Source organism: Streptomyces zhaozhouensis, assembly GCF_900230195.1.
Classification (GTDB): Bacteria; Actinomycetota; Actinomycetes; order Streptomycetales; family Streptomycetaceae; genus Streptomyces; species Streptomyces zhaozhouensis.
The window spans coordinates 228,722-246,313 of record NZ_OCNE01000008.1; the positions used below are offsets into that span (position 1 = coordinate 228,722).

Below are 17,592 nucleotides of genomic sequence, written 5' to 3' on the forward strand. Positions count from 1 at the left end.
ACGGGGGAGGAGGAGGGGAGCCCGGGGCAGGAGGCCACCCCGTTCGCCGTACAACCGGTGGCGCCGCGGCCGCGTTGAGGCGTGCACGGCAACCGCTGCGGCCCGGCGGCCACCCACAGGGAGAACACCGCCCCCGAGGGACCCGAGGCGAGGAACGCGACGACCTCGCCCAACGCTCCCAGCGCGCCCAGGTCGACCTCGAACGCGCCACCGCGGACCTCGACGCCATACGCCAACAAGCCCGCGCCCTCGAACAGGACTACCTCGACCACGGGAACCGCGTCGCCGACCGCCTCGGCCACGCCATGGACGTCGCCCCCAACAAGCCCGGCTGGCTCTCCGGCCTCGGCGACTGGCTGGGCGGCGTCATCGAGGACGTCGCGTCCGCCGCCCTCGGCATCCTCCAGGACATCGGCTCCTGGGTCGCGGAGAACGCCTCACGAATCGCCGCGGTGGGCAACGTCCTCGCGGCGATCAGCGCCGTCTTCGGGGCGGCAGCGATGGCCGCTGGCCTCCTCACCCCTTTTCTCCCGATACTGGCCCCGGCCTTCGTAGCCCTGACTGGCATCTCCGCCGGCTACGCGGGCCTTGCGCTCGTCGCTCACGGGACCGCGTGGGCGGCGGGCGAAGACGTGCCGCTGCGTACCTTCGGCCAAGACATACTGGGAGTCCTTCCACTAGCGAAGTTCGTCGGTGGAGGAGGAAGGATCGCAACGGCGCTGGGAGACAGCGCACTCAGCGGGGAGTTGAACGCCGGGGCCTTCTGGGACAGTCTCGACGGCCTGATCGGCGATCCGTCCGCTCTGGGATTCCTCAAGCCGCGTGACCAGCGGCAACAGTGGCAGATGTTCCTTCCCTCTGGCGCGGGCGCCCTCTGGGTCGGATTCGAGAACGCTTGGCGGGATGGCGGCACCTCAGCGGCGGAACGGGAGGGATAGGTCCGATCATGCAGGAACACGAGATCGTCGCGCGCTTCGACGGCTCGCCTCGGGTGGAGTTCCCCGTGCGACTCAATCAGGGGTTCGTCGTCTCGATAGCGCACGAATTCGGCTATGCGGTGGACGAGGTCAAGACCACCAGCCAGCACGTCGCCTACCGCCTGGTGTTCCGGAGGGACGACAGCGAGACGGCGCGTCAACGTGCGGCGTGGGCACAGTACATGTACCGCACCACCGGCGCCTGGTGGGCTGTCTGCTGGCCACCCCATCTGCACGACAAGCCGGAGACGGTGCACCCCACCAAGGCCGGTGAGGTGCGCCTGGCTCTGCACAGACTCGAGTACGACGGCCAGGTCCGGCTCGTCGTCGTCATGCTGATCGTCGCGGCCTTCACGCTGATCATGACGTGGCTGAATCGGGACACCTTGGGACTCGCCGTCCCGCTGGGCGCCCTCTCTGTCAGCCTGATGGCGGGAACGCTGCTGACCGGTCGCCTGTCGCGGTGGACACAAGCTCGCCATCAAGCCCTTCTCGCACGGTTCGAAGCCCAGCGCTACTACCCCTCCCCCGACGACGCAAGGGGGGCCTGATGGACGTCACGTTCGACGTACCCGCGGCCTTCACCAGCATCCCGCCCGGCATGACGCACGAAGAGACCCTGGCCTACACGAACGCTCAAGCGGTCGAACACCCGAGCCACACGGCCCCCGACCCCGCAGCAGTGGAGAGGACCCAGGCCGTCTCCCAGGTCCTCAGCCGGATGGGCACGCTGTACGCAGGGGCCGCCTTCGGCCTGATCAGCGAAGAACCCTCAGCCGCGACCCTGCTCGTCACAGCCCAGAGCTTCCCGTACGGCGCGGACGCACAGGTCGCCGCGGAGGGCACCCTGCAGGCCCTGGTCGCAGAACGAGGCCCGAACTGGACCGGCGGCGTACAACCACTACCCTGCGGACAGCCAGCCGCAGTAGTAGTCGGTGGCCGCGTCTACGAACTCCCCGGCAGCGAACGGCCGGTCCCCTTCGCCGAACTCCAAGCGTTCATACCGGTACCGGAGAACCCCACACTGCCAGAACAAGCCCTACTAGCCGTCACCTTCACCACTCCGGCTCTCCGACACTGGGAGCAGTACATGCCGGCGGTCACCCAACTGCTGCGCACCCTCACGTTCGCCGAAAAGCACCCGGTTTCCTGAACCGCAGGACCGGGCCCGTCGCTCCCGCCGGGTCGGCAGAGGGACAGACGCCCCTCGGACGCCGGACGGTTGGGTCGTGAGCCGCCCTCGAGCATCGAAGCCGACTGGCCCAAGGTGCGTCTGTTCCGGCGGTCAGGTCGGAGAGCGGGGTAGTGACCGTGTCCCCCCGGAGCGGCGGCCGCGGGGGCGGGTGCCAGAACGAGAGCGGAAACGACAGCGACGACGGCGAGCGCGGCCCGTAGCAGGGCGGTAGACGGGGCTGCCGTGTCCCGTTGGCCGTCCGCCGGTAGAACCAGGCCCGGTGCTTGGCTTTGACGCGCGCTGTTCGCGTTGCCGCTGCGACTCGGCCCACGCGCGCGACGCCACCGTCCACGGTCCGACCCGAAGGACCTCCAGGGGCCGGAGCGGCACTGCTCCAGGGACGGCCGGTCACCAACCTCCACGCGACGCTCGCCGCGACGCGGCCGCCACCGAACCCTCGGGGACCGTGTGCTACGAAGTCGGCGCCCTGCCGCGGACGGCCCCCCTCGTCGCACTGCCGCCGTCGCCCACGCCGTCCGTGACCACCCCCTCCCAGCCCCACCCGGCTCGCCGACCCCGCCGCTACTGCGCCCGCTCCGGACACCGCACAGGCCCACCACGTCGGCGCCCGGCGCGCCCACGCCGCCCGAGCCGCTTCCCCAGCCGGTCCCGCCCCGCCCAACCCCGTCGGCGCGTTCGTTGCCAATGGTAGGAAGGCATCCGGGAGTTGAGGGGCTCAGTGCACACCGTCGATGCCCCGCCCCGCAGGCACGGCCAGCAGCGCGGTGCCACGTCCTACCAGGCGAGGAGTTGCCATGTACCACCGCCCGCACCGCGACGACTTCGATCGGGCGCTCGCCCGCCTGGCCGCCGGCTACTGGCAGATCGTCGACTCCGAACGTTTCGCTTCCGACATCGGAACCGGCGGACTGCTGAACCCGCCGAGCGACCTCGCCGCCCACTTCGGCCCGGACGGCACCCAACGCGCGGACATCACCCTCCGCTACCGGGGTGGTGTCATCCCCATGCTCCAGTCGACCCTCGCGCGTGAAGGGCTCGTGGCCTGCGTCCCCGCCCGACGGCCCGAGGAGGACGACGTGCCGGACACGGACGACGCGAAGTGGGCCGCGAAGTACGAAGCCACCCGGCACAGGCTGCTGGCCGCGGAGAACGGCACGCTCGCACCGGAGGAAGGCTCCGTGGTCTGCCTGGCCACCGACAGCCCCTCCGACCTCCTCCGGATCACCCAGGCGTTCGACCGCCTCGCCGAACACGGCTACTTCGCGGCTCCCGCCCTGTGGCCGACGCCCTCCGGCTGTTGGGAGATCGTCTTCGCACAGACCAGCGACGCGCACCCCAGGGCCGTCTTCTGGGACACCCAGAGCCACGACGCCTTCGACGCGCGCGGCGACCTGGTGGACGAGCTGTTCGTGCGATGGTCGGGCGACCGGACCCTCATCGCGGACCTGCTGACCGACACCGGGCTCGAGGTGACCACACCGGAGCACGAGACGATCGCCTTCGTCCTGCGCCCCGTCGGCCTCATCACCCCGTCCGACAAGGTCGACCTCATCCTCGAGACGGCCGGCGAAAGGCAGCTCCAGGTCATCAAGGTCCTGCGTGAGCTCGCCCCCGGCCTCCCCGTCACAGAGGCCAAGACGCAGGTGCGGAACACACCGACACCGATACTGCGGAACGTCACCACGTGGACCGCCGAGAACGCGACACAACGCCTGCGGGCCGCGGGCGCCACGACCACCGTCAAACGCTTCGACGCGGAGCTGCCGCCCGGCGACGTTGACCAGGCACACCGATGACGCGACGGTCCCCTCACCGGCTCCCGGCTCGGCCCGCAAGACCCGCTCATCGGCCAACCCGCCGTCAAGGGGAGGGAATCAGCCGGTCGCGGTGATGCCGTGGTCCGGCGCGGCGAAGGCCCCGGCAACGAGCGGTATGTCGCCGCGCCGGCGTCCTGCTGATGGCCAAGCCCCCTTCGGCCGGCTGGGCCGCACCGTGACGTGTCCGCCAGGGCCATACCGCGCCTGGTTTCGGCGAGGGCGCGCGGCGCGGCCGGCGGGCCGGAGTCGAAGACGAGACCGGCCGACCCGGTCCGAACCGGGATCACCGACATGGGGCGGCGACGATGTCGTGCGTCTCCCGGGCGATACGCCGACGCCGGTCGGCGAGGCGCGCGCCGGGCCCGGTTCCGCAGCGCCACCGGCAGCCGGGCCGGCACCACCAGGACCTGGCCCCACGCGTCCGGCTCCGGTGCCTGCGCCTGTGCCTGTGCCCGAAACTCCCCATCCAGCGGCAGGGCCCCGCGCGCCTCCCTCTCCCCCCGCCGCCGGCCCACGATGTCGCCGCGCCCCGGAGTGCGGTCGCGAGATAGCACGCCCCAGTTTTCCTGACAACCCCTAGCGGCCCCGGTGGTGCATTTCTGAAACGGCAGTCACCCCCTTTTCCTTCCCCTCATGACGAGGCGCCGAGAAAAGCTTCCCCCTGGACAGGGATTCAGTCGGTGACGAATCGTTGTCAGGTGTGGGGGCCGCTGCTACGGTTCCCCGCATGTGTCTCCTCGCCCACGCTCTGACCAGGCGGCGGAGGGCGAGGGGGGCCGGCTTTGCCCGGCCTGCCGGGCCGTGGGACAACGGTTTGTCGCCGGGCGCTGACGGTGCATTAATGCCCGTGCGGATATCCGTGAGCAAAGGGGGAAGCGATGCAACACCTGGAAATGATTGCCGCCCAGAACCAGGATTACGAGCGGCTCATGGTGGGGGACGGTGAGGGATACCATTGGCTTCCCTACCTGATATTCCTCGCACACCCGGATTACGCGTCTCCGGTCGTGAACACCGACACGGGCGGCTTCCGTCTCGCCCACGGCCCCGCCGGGCCCAGCTCCTTGATGGGCAACATGCCGAGCGGAGAGGTCAGCGTCATGCTCGGCGGCTCCGCCGCGTTCGGCTTCGGCGCCAGCTGCGACGAGGAGACCATTCCCTCCCACCTCGCCACCGGCCCCGACGCGGTGCCGTGGCTCAATCTCGCGTGCAACGGCTTCAACTCGACGCAGGAGCTGATCGTCTTCCTGCTCCACCGCCACCAGTTGCCCGTCATCAAGGACATCGTGGTCTTCTCCGGCGTCAACACCCTGGTCCTCGCCGGGCTGCCGGGGGCTGACCGCGACTACGGGCAGTTCTTCTTCTCGGGGCCGTTCGCCAGGCGCCTGGGCATACCGGACCCGGCGGAGCAGCCCACCGCCCTGACCCGGTTCGCCCGCTCGGCGGGGCGCCTGGTCGGGCGAGGCGAGGAGAAGTCGCGGGAGGCGAGGAGAGCGGACCCGGACGGCGTCCTCCCGCCGGCCGAGCGCCTGAACCTGGCACTGCGGGCCGCGGGGCGCGACCTGGACCGGTTGGTCGAGCTGGCCGCGCCCACCGGGGCGCGGATTCACTACGTGCTCCAGCCCGTCTCCACCTGGACGCGCAAGCCTTACACCACCGAGGAACGAGTTCTCATCGAGGAACGCGGCGAGATGTACAAGGGGCTGTTCTCGATGATCCTCGATCCGGCGGTGCACGACGAGTACGCCGCCGGCATGGAAGCCGTCTGCAAGGATCGGTCCATCCCCTTCCTCAACCTCAACACGGCGCTCGGCTCCGGGCCTGAGGCCAAGGACTGGCTGTTCGTGGACCTGGTCCACCTCACGGACGTGGGCTACCGCCTCTCGACCGAGGTCCTGCGGGCCGAACTCGACCTCGCGGGCGCGTCGTCCGGGCCGCTCCCCTGACAGGCGGGCGCCGTGACGCACCACGACCGAGCGCGTAACCGCGCGGACGGCACACCAGAACGAGAACGAAAAAGGGAGCTGCACGATGTTCCGAAAGATCGCCGCGTTCTTCCGGCGCCGCCGCCAGCAGAAGCGGCGCCGCAACGACAACACCATCTACCCGATGTCCTGACCGGCGGGGCCGGGACCCTCGCGCCCGCACCGGCCGACTCCCCGCCCGACCACCGCGCCCTGTACATCCGGGCACTCGACCCCGAGGCCCCGGTGTCCCTGGGCGCGAAGGCGCTCCACGACATCCGGGCCGCACTGGCCAACGCCCCCGGCCCCGACGCCGGACCCGGGCCCGGGTTACCGGAGAGCAGCCCGGGCAACACCCCGGACGGCGGCCCCGCACTCGACCCGGACCTCCTGATCGACCGGGCGCGTACCTGGAGCGCGGCGGAGACCCGTCGGTTCCGCGACGTACTCGACCCCATGACGGACGAGGACCGGATGCCCGCCGCCCGGTGCGTGCTGCTCAACCACGCGCCGCTCGCCCTGTCCGCGGGCGCCTGGTCGCAGCGGATGTCCAGCGCCGGCAACGCGGAGACCGAGCCCGCGCTGCGCGTGCTGGCGCTCTACGCCTCCGACGTCGGCGTCGGCCTGCCGGACGCCCACCGAGGCGCCGACTATCGCGCGCTGCTGAACCGGCACCAACTGGCGCAGGCCACCCCCGGGATGCGACTGGCGGGCAGCGAGCAGCTGATCAGCGCCAGCTTCCGGCTGCCCGGCGTCCTGCTCGCCATGAGCCGGCTGCCGGAACACCTCTGGCCCGAGATCCTCGGCGCCGACCTGTGCCCGCGCGCCGCAGGGCTCGCGCGCCCCCTGGCCGCGCTGGTGGGGAACGAACCGGACGCCCGGACGGCACGGTCGGTGGACCCGGGAGCCGCCAGACCCGGCGGCCAGGAGTCGGGGCCGGCTCTGTCGGCCGCCGCCGCCCGCGCCCTCCTCGCCGAGCCCCGCGCCGGGACCGGGGAGCAGGTCGCCGAACGGCTGCGGCACGGCTTCACCTGGACACTGGACGAGCTGTCGCCGTGGTCCACCGCCGTGCTGGCCGAGACCGCGCTCACCCGGCACCCGGACTACGGCACCTGGCGCCTGATCCACACCCGGGCCCGCCAGGCCGCGGTCTACCACTCCGGCTACGAACTGGCCGGGCGCCCGCTGGCCAGCTGGTTCAAAGACCTGGACCAGGGGCCGCAACCCTTCCCCGACGCCCTGGCCGCCAGCCCGCCGGTCCACCCCGGACAACCCGACCGCAGCCACCTGGTGCGCGGCCTCATCAACGAACACGGGCCGACGTTCCGCGTCTACACCGACGACGAGGCCGAGACCCTCCGACGCCGGATCGCCCGCCTCCCCGAACACGACCGGCTGCGGGACGCGACCGACGGCGGGGCGCCGGCCGCCGACCGCGCCCTCCACCAGGCGCGGCACCGCCACCGCTCGCTCAACCCGCCCACGAGCCCGGCCGCACGCCCGCACGCCGCACTGCGCTCCCGCCCGAGCCGTTCCCACCGAGCGCACGCCCACGCGAGCGCCGCCGGCACCCACGGCCCCACCGTAGAGAACAGGTGACCCATGCCCACCGCCCTCGGCATCTCCGCCTTCTACCACGACAGCGCCGCCGCGCTCGTCGACGCCGGCACCATCGTGGCCGCCGCACAAGAGGAACGGTTCAGCAGACGCCGCCACGACCCCGCCTTCCCGGCCCAGGCCGCCCGCTACTGCCTCACCGAAGCCGGCACCAAGCTCGACGACCTCGACCGCATCGCCTACTACGAGGACCCCCGCCGCAAGTTCCACCGCGTGCTGTGGACCCAGATCGGCACCGCCCCCCGCGGCTTCGGCACCTTCCGCCACGTCCTCCCCGAGTGGCTGGCGTGGAAGCGGCGTGCCACCGAGACCGTCCGCGACCGGCTCCAGGACCTCGACCTCGGGACCGTACCGCCGATCGACTGCTACCAGCACCACGAGTCGCACGCCGCCTCCGCGTTCCTCCCCAGCCCCTACGAGTCCGCCGCGATCCTCTGCGTGGACGGCGTCGGCGAGTGGACCACCACCTCGCTGTGGCGAGGCACAGGGGACCGGGTCGAGCCGGTCGCCGAACTACGCTTCCCCCACTCGCTCGGAATGCTGTACTCGGCCTTCACCTACTTCTGCGGCTTCAAGGTCGACTCCGGCGAGTACAAGCTGATGGGCCTGGCGCCCTACGGCACCCCCCGCTACGCCCCCCTGATCCGCGAACGCCTGGTCGACATCAAGCCCGACGGCTCCTTCCGGCTCGACATGCGGTACTTCGCCTTCCTCCTCGGCCGGGTGATGACCGGACGCCCCTTCGAGAAGCTCTTCGACGGCCCCCGCCGGGAACCCGAAGCCCCCCTCACCGAGCGGGAGTTCGACCTGGCGGCCTCCGTGCAGCAGGTCACCGAGGAGATCATGCTCCGGCTGGCCAGGACCGCGCGGGAACGCACCGGCGAGTCCCGGCTGTGCCTGGCCGGCGGCGTCGCGCTCAACTGCGTCGCCAACGGCCGCATCGTCGAGGAGGAGATCTTCGACGAGCTCTGGATCCAGCCCGCCGCCGGCGACGCCGGCGGCGCGCTGGGCGCGGCCTTCCTCGCCGCCCGCGCCCCCGACGGCCGGTCCCACCTCCAGCAGGGCCGCGACGCCATGCGCGGCGCACGCCTCGGCCCCGGCTACACCGACCAGCACATCCAGGCGTACCTGGACTCCCACGGACTGCCCTACACCCGGCTGTCCTCCGCCGAACTGTCCCGCCAGGTCGCCGCGGAACTCGCCGACGGGAAGGTCGTCGGCTGGTTCCAGGACCGCATGGAGTTCGGCCCCCGCGCCCTGGGCTGCCGCTCCATCCTCGGCGACCCGCGCAACCCCGAGATGCAGTCCGTGATGAACCAGAAGATCAAGTTCCGCGAGTCCTTCAGACCGTTCGCGCCCATCGTCCTGGCCGAGGACGCCGAGGAGTACTTCCAACTCCGCCAGCCCAGCCCCTACATGCTGCTGGTCGCGGGCATCGCCGAGAAGCAACGGCGCGACACCCCCGGCCAGCAAGGCGCGCGCGGCCTCGACCGGCTACGGGAGACCCGATCGGCCATCCCGGCGGTCACACACGTCGACCACTCCGCCCGCATCCAGACCGTCGACGACGCCGACCACCCGGTGCTCCACCGGCTGCTGTCGGACTTCAAGACACAGACCGGATGCGCGGTGCTGGTCAACACCTCCTTCAACGTCCGAGGCGAACCGATCGTCGCCTCCCCGCAGGATGCCTACCGCTGCTTCATGCGCACCAACATCGACACCCTGGCCCTGGGCGACTTCCTGCTGCACAAGGCCGACCAGCCCGAGTGGAAGGAGAGCGGGGACTGGCGCGAGGAGATCCCCCTCGACTGAACCCGCCCGCCCGCCACCACCACGAACACCACCCCCGAGAAGGAGAAGGCAGACCGATGTCCACCGCCCGACGCGCGGCCGTCAACCTGCTGCTGCCCGTGGTCTACGTCCTGCTGTTCATCCCCGCCGGCCTGCTCACCCGACTGTTCCGCGACCCGCTGCACCGCAAGCCCGACCGCTCCGCGACCAGCTACTGGACCGACACCGGCCCCACCACCTGACCCCGCCCCACGGGCATCGCCCCCAGAACGGAGCAGCACATGATCAATGTCTTCCAACCGAGCCTTGGTGCCGAGGAACTCGCCGCCGTCACCGAGGTGTTCGAAAGCAACTGGCTCGGCCACGGCCCCCGCACCAAGGCGTTCGAGGCGACCTTCGCCGAACACCTGGGCGTGGCACCAGAACAGACGATCTTCATCAACTCGGCCACCGCCGGCCTCTTCCTGAGCACCGAACTGCTCGGTCTCGGCCCCGGCGACGACGTGGTCCTCCCCTCCGCGAGCTTCGTCGCCGCCGGCAACGCCGTCGCCGCCACAGGAGCCCGCCCGGTCTTCTGCGACGTCGACCCGCACACGCTCAACCCGACCGCCGAACACGTGGAACGCGCCCTGACCCCGCTCACCAAGGCCGTCCTCCTCCTGCACTTCGGCGGCAGGCCAGGCGACGTCGTCGCCATCGCCGAGATGTGCCGCGCCCGCGGCATCCAGCTCATCGAGGACTCGGCATGCGCCGTCGCCTCCGCCGTCGACGGCGCCAAATGCGGCACCTTCGGCGACGTGGCGATGTGGAGCTTCGACGCCATGAAGGTCCTCGTCACCGGCGACGGCGGCATGTTGTACGTCCGCGACCCCGAACTCGCCCACCGGGCACGCCGGATGGCCTACCACGGCCTGGAGCAGTCCAGCGGCTTCTCAGCGGCCAAGGTCTCCCACCGCTGGTGGGACCTGCACGTACGGGAGTTCGGCCGCCGGATCATAGGAAACGACCTGACCGCGGCCATCGGCACCGTCCAACTCCGCCGCCTCCCCGAGTTCGTCCAACGCCGCCGCGCCATCACCGAGCAGTACGACCGCCTGCTCCAGGACGTCCAAGGCGTGCGGCTGCCGCCGGCCCTGCCCGCCGGACACGAGGCGACGTACTACTTCTACTGGGTGCAGATGGACGCACAGATCCGGGACCAGGTGGCCGCCGACCTCCTCGACAAGGGCATCTACACCACCTTCCGATACCCGCCGCTCCACAAGGTGCCCGCCTACGGCACCACCGACGCCCATCTGCCCGGCACCGACACCGCCGCCGAGACCACCCTCCTGCTGCCGCTCCACCAGGGACTCGAGGACCACGAGGTGCGCACGGTCGCGGACCAGTTGCGCACGTCGGTCGCGCACCGCGGCGCTCAGCTCACACGCTGACCGGACGCGACGAGGAGAGACTGCCACCCCGTGCACATCACCGAGACCACGGTTCCCGGCTCGTACGTCATCACTCCCAAGCCGCACCCGGACGAACGCGGGAACTTCTTCGAGGGCCTGCGCGCCGACCATCTCGAGGCCGCGATCGGGCGTCCCTTCCTGCCCCGGCAGATCAACTACTCCACGTCGCGCCGCAACACCCTGCGCGGCATCCACGGAGTGACCCTGCCCCCGGGACAGGCCAAGTACGTCACCTGCGTGCGCGGCGCGCTGCGCGACATCGTGGTGGACCTCCGGGTCGGCTCGCCGACGTTCGGCGCCTACCAGACCCAGGTCCTCGACGCGGAATCGGGCCGGGCCGTCTACGTCCCCGACGGCGTCGGCCACGGGTTCCTCACCCTCACCGACGACGCGTGCATCTGCTACGTCCTCTCCAGCGTGTACGTACCCGGCACCCAGGTCGACATCAACCCGTTGGACGCCGATCTCGCCCTTCCCTGGGGCTTCACCGAACCCCCGCTGATGTCACACAAGGACGCGACAGCCCCCAGCGTCACCGAAGCCGCGGCCGCCGGACTCCTGACCTCCTGGAAGGAAGCGACCCGGGACACCCGTTCCCCGACCACGAGCCAGCCACGATGACAAGCCTCCCGCAAGGCCCGATCGCCTGCGGACCCCGGCCGGGCGCGCGTTCCGGACCCACGCTCTGATCCCGCTTCCAGCCACTTTGCAGCCCACCGCCCGCTCACGGTCGCCGGATAGTCACCCCCGCTACCGCCCACCACCGCGTTCTTCCACCTGCGGAAGATGCCATGCGTGGTTGTGGCGGGAGGTGAGGGTGTGGGGGTGGTCGTCTCCGAGCGCGCGTGCGCAGTCGGTGGCGACCTGGGCGAAGAGGCGGGCCGCTTCGGGATGGTTCCCGGCTTCGCCGATTTCCCATGCGTGGTTGTGGCGGGAGGCGAGGGTGCCGGGATGGTCGGGTCCGAGGACCCGCGCGCGTTCGGTGGCGACCTCGGCGAACAGGCGGGCTGCCTCGGCGTGGTTTCCAGCATCGCCGAGGCGCGACGCCTCTTGGAACCGGCGGGTCAGGTCTTCCTTGGTGGGTGCTGTCGCGGTGGGTGCGTGATGAAGAGAGCCGGAGGGCTGGACGGTGTAGGGCGTGGTGGGGGTGATGCTCTGCCGCTGGATGAGGGTGGTCACGCCGGTGGGCCAGCGCGTGGCGCCGGGGACATCGTCTGGCGGTTCCCAGTGCGCGGTGATCTCGTTCAGTAGCTGGGGGAGGGTGGGGCGTTCGGTCGGGTCCTTGGCCAGGCAGGCGGTTATCAGGTCGTGGAGTGGGCCGTGGACGGCGTCGAGGTGCGGCTGCTGGTGGATGACGCGGTGGAGGACTGCCCGGGGCGCGCCGGTGCCGAAGGGTTCGTTGCCGGTGGCGGCGTAGGTGAGGACCGCCCCAAGGGCGAATACGTCGCTGGCCGTCCCGACCCGCCTGTCTTCGGCTTGTTCGGAGGACATGAAGCCGGGTGTGCCGATCACCGCTCCGGTGCCGGTCAGGGAGGTGCCTTCCAGGGTGCGGGCGATCCCGAAATCGATGACCCGTGGCCCGTCGCCGGCCAGCAGCACGTTCGACGGTTTCAAGTCCCGATGCAGCAGCCCCTTGGCGTGGATGGCTTGCAGTGCCTCGACCAGGCCAGCCGCCAGCCCCCACACCGAGCCTTCCGGCAGTTGGCTGCATTCATCAGTCGTGACGGCAGATGTTCATGGGTTTGGGAGGCACCCAGATCCACGGATGGGTGATGTTCACGCGTTTTGAAGGCACTGGAGGGCTTGCCAGGACAGCATTGGCGTGTTCCTGGTGAAAGGGCCTGGTCATGCCGCAGATGTCGAGGGTCGAGCTGTACGCCGCGATCCGGCGCGACCATCGCGGTGGCATGTCGATGCGGGAGCTGGAGCGCAACTGACCGCCCACGGCAGCGGATCAGAACTCGCCGCGCAACAGCGAGTATATGAACATGTCCCGGCGCTCGGCACCCACCTGCTGCCACCCCCGCAGCAGCCCCTCGCGTCGAAACCCTGAACGTTCCGCAGTGCGCACCGAAGCCGTGTTCCACGGCTCTACATACAGCTCAAGCCGGGGGATCCGCAGATCCAGCAAGGCCCACCTGGCGACTGCCACGAGCGCGGACCCCGCAGCGCCTCGGCCCCGCGCCGACTTCACGATCCAGTAGCCCAGCGATGCACGCCCCTGACTCAGGTCCTTCACCCACAACCCCACGTTGCCGACCGGCCGACCACCGGATTCCACGATGACGAACGGATACCCAGCTCCCGAAGCCACCCGCCCCCACTGCCGCTCTACGAACGCGACGCCTTCGGGCTCGGAGAAGGGGCAGGGCACCGTCGTGATCAACGGGATGTAATCATCCTCCGACGCCTCACGGACGAGTTCGAGGTCCGACAGGCCCCACGACCGAAGCGTGAGACCGCCATGAGCGGCGAGTTCAGGGAGGGCGAGGGGTTGCTCCATGGACCCATCCTGCCGCGATCGGCTACCAGCCGCACCCAGATACTCGAGCACGCATCGCGATCGTCTATGCCCTCCAGCAACGGACGACGCTGTCCCCAGTGACGTCACTTCTCGTGAACATCAGCGATGCCGAAGACGGCCCACCGCCGCCCAAACCGATAGAAAAACGCTGCCATTTGAAGTGAACGAAGCCAGGCAGTGGACCGGTCTCTGCGATGGCCAGGGCGAGGTCTGGTCCGGGAATGTACGCGGTGGCGACCCACGGCCGGTCATCCTCCGGTCCGGCGGCCACGACCGGCGCGGTGAACATGCCGCTGACCGCCTCGGCCGCCGCCACCTCCCGAACGAACCGGGCCCGGAACTCTCGCTGGCCGGCCAGGTGCGGGTAGACGACCTTCACCGCCACCGACCGGCCCCCCGGCGACCGCCCGAGAAACACCTCACCCATCCCGCCGGCCCCCAGCCGGCCCCGCAACACGAAACCACCCACCCGTTCCGGATCCCCCGCGCGTAACGGCTCCACCAACACTCCCTCCTCCGACCACAACACGGCCCACGTAGGTAAGTTGTCCCGCCCCGGCTGCTACTCAACCACCGCCAGCTGGCCTTGTCCCACGCCCCGACCCAACCCAGGCACAACCGGCCGGACCGGCCATCGGAAAAGGGGGCCTCCGCTGGAGACCCGCGCCTCGGGTGGCTTTGTACGCGAGTCCCGAGTTCGGGAGGTACCCGACGCGAGGTCGGCAGCGGCGTCGCGGCGCGGTTGGTCGTCGCCGGCGCCGGCCTCGCCGGCGGTGAAGAGGCGGTCGGCGGACTCGGCGGGCAGATGGGCCGTCAGGCGGCGCAGCCGGCCGTCGTCGTTGATGCCGTCGGCGACGAGCGACGCGCCAGCAGCGGCGGGCGCGCGCACCCGGGGCTGCCAACGGCGCGGACAGCGACCTCGACGCGTGCGGTGACGGCCGGCGGCGGGTTGCGGTGAGCGCCGCGCCGGTAGCGGTTGACGGAGCCGGCGGTGACGCCAATCTCGGCGGCGACCGCGCGGACGCTGCCCAACTCGCGGATAAGGTAGCTGATCCGATCCCGAAGGCTTTTCGGGGGCTCGCGGGTGAACGCCTCAGCGCGGGCGGTGGGCATCGCCGATCTCATCCACGATGCCCGTTCCTTACCGGAATGCGCGGAGGGCTACCAGGAAAGCGCTCGCCAGGGGCCACCGCGCCGGTCCGCGCCCCGGCGCCGCTCAACCGGGGGTGCCGGGGTGCGGGTGGTGTGGAGTTCTACAGCCCCAACTCCTCCAACACGGCTTGTTGTTCGGGCGGCAGGGTGTGGCGCCTGCTGCGCATGTTGGACCGCCAGACGCCCAGCTTCACGGCGACGGTCTGCTGCTCCTGGCCGTCTTCGTCGGCGCCGGAATCGAGGGCCAGGTGCTCGACGTGCCCTCGGGGGACGGTGAGGTGGCCTTCGCGGGCGAGGTACTGGCGGGCGGCGGCCACTCCTCGTTGGAAGGAGGCGCTGCCGCGCCCTGCGGTGGGTGTCCTGGCTGCCGGGAGGACGCCGGCAGCCGTAGACCCTGTGCCTTCCGCGCCGGTCGTCGCGGGGGTGGCCATGGCCTTCCCTGGCGGGGTGACCCGGAGTTGTTCCAGGAGTTCCCGCTGGCCTGGCTGGAGCCTGGCCCATACTGCGGGCTGGAGTTGTCGGGCGAGCCAGCGGCCGATGTCCATGCCGTGGACCGTCACCCCCGGATCGACGTGGACTGGGCCGCTTTCCTCGGCGAGGAGGCCGTGCAGGGCGGCGTAGTGGCGTTGCCAGAGGGGGTTCCAGTCCGGGTTCCAGTGGGGGTCGATCGCGGTCAGCGCTGCCTCCCATTCGGGGTGCCCGTCCAGCGCGCCGGGTCGGCGTAGGTTGGCCAGCCACTGTCCGACGGGCCTGTCGAGGGCTACGGCGGTCCTCGGAGCGCAGAGGGTCCAGAACTGCTCGTGGTACGCCTTCGCGGCGGCCAGGTTCTCCTGGAACCGCTCGTCGACCTCCGACCACACCATCCCGAGCTGCTCCAGCCGGCGGGCCCGCTGGCCGCTCATCTCCCCGGCCCGGTAGGCACGGCGCTGTTCGGTGACCCACTGCCCCAGAGGGAAGACGCCCTCGCGGTGGCCGTAGGGCACTCTCGCGTGCTGCTCGCGTTCGACGTACCGGCGCAGAGCGTCCCAGCCGCGGGCCCAGTCCTGCCGTTCGGTGTCGATCACGTTGAACGACACCCACCGCGCGACCATCACCGGGTCACGCCGGGCGGCGAAACGCAACAACAGACGAGATTCTTCCCCGCCTTCCTCCGGGTTCAAGCCAATGAAAATCGACGGCTTCACCATGGCCTTCTGCGGCTCCTGTGGGATAGCGAGCAATTCCACAGCTTCCTCATCATGAGCCCGAAGCCCTTCCAACACCTTGACCAAAGGGCGGTAAGAGCTGGAGGTGAACATGTCCTCCGGGGCCTCATCGGGTTGGAGGAAGACCGGCACAATCAACGACGCCACCTTCCCCTCACCCGGCTGTTGCCGCAACGCCCGGCCGACGGCCTGAACGATGTCGTGCGGCGCACCCTTCGGATCGATCAGAGCAACCGAGTCGACCGCCCGGATGTCAACGCCCTCGCCGAGGACCCGGCAGTTGGACAGCACCGCGCGCCGCGCGCTGGACCCGAACTCGGCCAGCACCGACTGCCGGTGCTCCGGCTCGTGCTCGCCACACAGCCAACCCGCCCAAATCTTCTTCGGATAGGCCTGCGGCTGGTCGGCGTGAAGACTGCCGGCGACCGCCTCCAAGCCCTCGGCGAACGCCTGCGCCTCCATCGTCCGGTGATGGAAGGTGATACACGTGCCGAGGTCGTGCTCGGCCATAGCCCGCAACAGACCGGCCTGCAACGCCGCCAGACGCTGCCCACGCACCTCCTCACCATGCCGTTCCTCACTCATCAACCGCGCGGGCGTGACGATCGGGTCCTTCAGCTCCAACACGATGATCTGGTACCGCGCCAGCAGACCCCGGGTGACCGCCGAGGCCAACGAAAGCTTGTAGAGGACCGGCCCGAACACGGCCTCATCGTCCATGCTCGCGGCCAACTCCTTCGGCAGCGCATCGCGCACCCCCTCCGCCACCTCCCAGCGCGGAGCCCGCTCCTGCCAGATCCGCGGCGTCGCCGTCAAATACAACCGCCGCACCGCCGGAATCGCCTCCTGAACGTGCACCCGCGCCCACCGCTTCCCCAGAGAGCCGGAAGTGCGGTGCGCCTCGTCCACCACCACCAGGTCCATCGGCGCCAACTGTTGCCCGTATGCGCCGGCGAACGCTTCCTCCAACACCGGAAGCGAGGCGTAGGTCGCGAACATCACCACCTGGCCGGTGCCGTGCCACAACGACAGGCGGACCGGGTTCGTCGTCGACCGCACCCCCAAGTCCCATAGCTGCGGGTCCTCCTGGAGGGAACAGACGGCCACCGCCGGCCCGGTGTGCCCGACCCGCCGCCACTCCCGCACCGTCTGGGACAGCAGATCCAGCGTCGGCACCACCACCAGAACGCGCCCACGCGGCACCATCTCCCGCGCGGCGAACGCGGCCATGATGGTTTTACCCGTACCACACGCGGAAATGACCTGTCCACGAAGCCCACCCGCAGGGATTCCTCCCGAAGGGATATCGAAGCCGCGCACAATGGCATCAACAGCCTCGATCTGATGATTGCGGAGATCGCGTCTCGACATAGCCACGGGACAGACTCCTCCCGAGGGAGCAGGGAACCAATGCATGTAAGGGTGGTAAGCCTCTGAACCAGAGTATACACAGTGCATCACTACGATGCTTCACCCTAGGAGTGGGTTCACGACCAGGCATGACAACCCATCAGATCAACCCTCATGCGCATCCACCACGTGATAGCATGAGGCGAACCCGTCTCCTCGCGCGGCCTCTCGTGTTTCTCCTCCGATGCGAGATCAGGCCCCGATCAACGCCCCCACCACCCAGCGTCACCCAACGCGGAGTAGTGACCCGAACCCCCAGTGCCTACACAGTGCATCACCACCTCGCGCCCCTTCCCGCAGCCAGCTTCTTTTAGAGTCCCGCTTGCGGGACTCCGCCTTTTCGCGCTTGCGCGAAAAGGCTTCACTGCATTTCGCATTCCGCTTGCGGAATGCTTTTCCCGCGCTTGCGCGGGAAAACGCGCCGCCGCTTGCGGCGGCGCATCCGTATTGCGCGGCTTGCCGCGCAATAACCCGCTCCGCGGG

14 protein-coding genes and 1 pseudogene are annotated in these 17,592 nt (G+C 70.2%); 10 read left to right on the forward strand and 5 right to left on the reverse strand.

From position 1 onward, the window contains the following. Positions 1 to 74: 74 nt before the first annotated feature. The 10 genes from CRP51_RS14165 to CRP51_RS14205 all read left to right on the forward strand — a co-directional run bounded on the left by CRP51_RS14165 (position 75) and on the right by CRP51_RS14205 (position 11,439). A complete protein-coding gene (locus tag CRP51_RS14165) occupies positions 75 to 938 on the forward strand; it encodes a hypothetical protein (RefSeq protein WP_141514602.1) in 864 nt (287 codons plus the stop codon). An 8-nt stretch (positions 939 to 946) separates the two neighbouring features. After that, positions 947 to 1,528, forward strand: coding sequence for a hypothetical protein (locus tag CRP51_RS14170; protein WP_097231532.1), 582 nt, complete (start codon positions 947 to 949; stop codon positions 1,526 to 1,528). Then, positions 1,528 to 2,130 (forward strand): hypothetical protein, encoded by a 603-nt coding sequence (locus CRP51_RS14175; RefSeq protein WP_097231533.1) that lies wholly within the window; start codon positions 1,528 to 1,530, stop codon positions 2,128 to 2,130. Before CRP51_RS14170 ends, CRP51_RS14175 begins: the two co-directional genes overlap by 1 nt. A gap of 836 nt (positions 2,131 to 2,966) precedes the next feature. After that, the gene (locus tag CRP51_RS14180; RefSeq protein ID WP_099459306.1) at positions 2,967 to 3,968 is read left to right on the forward strand and encodes a ribosomal protein L7/L12; all 1,002 of its coding nucleotides are present in this window, start codon (positions 2,967 to 2,969) and stop codon (positions 3,966 to 3,968) included. 1,028 nt (positions 3,969 to 4,996) lie between these two features. Then, entirely contained in the window at positions 4,997 to 5,935 is a 939-nt protein-coding gene (locus CRP51_RS14185) for an SGNH/GDSL hydrolase family protein (RefSeq protein ID WP_212615906.1), read from the forward strand. Between the two features lie 264 nt (positions 5,936 to 6,199). Next, a complete protein-coding gene (locus CRP51_RS14190; protein ID WP_097231535.1) occupies positions 6,200 to 7,552 on the forward strand; it encodes a hypothetical protein in 1,353 nt (450 codons plus the stop codon). A 3-nt stretch (positions 7,553 to 7,555) separates the two neighbouring features. Next, entirely contained in the window at positions 7,556 to 9,385 is a 1,830-nt protein-coding gene (locus tag CRP51_RS14195) for a carbamoyltransferase family protein (protein ID WP_097231536.1), read from the forward strand. 56 nt (positions 9,386 to 9,441) lie between these two features. After that, positions 9,442 to 9,606 (forward strand): hypothetical protein, encoded by a 165-nt coding sequence (locus tag CRP51_RS28850; protein WP_212615907.1) that lies wholly within the window; start codon positions 9,442 to 9,444, stop codon positions 9,604 to 9,606. A 39-nt stretch (positions 9,607 to 9,645) separates the two neighbouring features. After that, positions 9,646 to 10,797, forward strand: a complete 1,152-nt coding sequence (locus CRP51_RS14200; RefSeq protein WP_097231537.1) for a DegT/DnrJ/EryC1/StrS family aminotransferase — start codon at positions 9,646 to 9,648, stop codon at positions 10,795 to 10,797. Between the two features lie 30 nt (positions 10,798 to 10,827). Beyond that, on the forward strand, positions 10,828 to 11,439 hold the full coding sequence (locus tag CRP51_RS14205; RefSeq protein WP_097231538.1) for a dTDP-4-dehydrorhamnose 3,5-epimerase family protein: 612 nt from the start codon (positions 10,828 to 10,830) through the stop codon (positions 11,437 to 11,439). A gap of 129 nt (positions 11,440 to 11,568) precedes the next feature. On the opposite strand, the gene CRP51_RS14210 is transcribed toward CRP51_RS14205, so the two are convergent. The 5 genes and pseudogenes from CRP51_RS14210 to CRP51_RS14230 all read right to left on the reverse strand — a co-directional run bounded on the left by CRP51_RS14210 (position 11,569) and on the right by CRP51_RS14230 (position 17,070). Next, the gene (locus CRP51_RS14210; RefSeq protein ID WP_097231539.1) at positions 11,569 to 12,519 is read right to left on the reverse strand and encodes a protein kinase domain-containing protein; all 951 of its coding nucleotides are present in this window, start codon (positions 12,517 to 12,519) and stop codon (positions 11,569 to 11,571) included. Positions 12,520 to 12,772: 253 nt separating this feature from the next. Further along, positions 12,773 to 13,321 (reverse strand): GNAT family N-acetyltransferase, encoded by a 549-nt coding sequence (locus tag CRP51_RS14215; RefSeq protein WP_097231540.1) that lies wholly within the window; start codon positions 13,319 to 13,321, stop codon positions 12,773 to 12,775. Positions 13,322 to 13,514: 193 nt separating this feature from the next. Then, positions 13,515 to 13,844: pseudogene (locus CRP51_RS14220) on the reverse strand (protein kinase family protein); the annotation flags it as partial. Between the two features lie 311 nt (positions 13,845 to 14,155). Beyond that, a complete protein-coding gene (locus CRP51_RS14225) occupies positions 14,156 to 14,455 on the reverse strand; it encodes a hypothetical protein (protein ID WP_141514603.1) in 300 nt (99 codons plus the stop codon). A gap of 140 nt (positions 14,456 to 14,595) precedes the next feature. Beyond that, positions 14,596 to 17,070 (reverse strand): DEAD/DEAH box helicase, encoded by a 2,475-nt coding sequence (locus tag CRP51_RS14230; protein ID WP_097231552.1) that lies wholly within the window; start codon positions 17,068 to 17,070, stop codon positions 14,596 to 14,598. Positions 17,071 to 17,592: the final 522 nt, after the last annotated feature.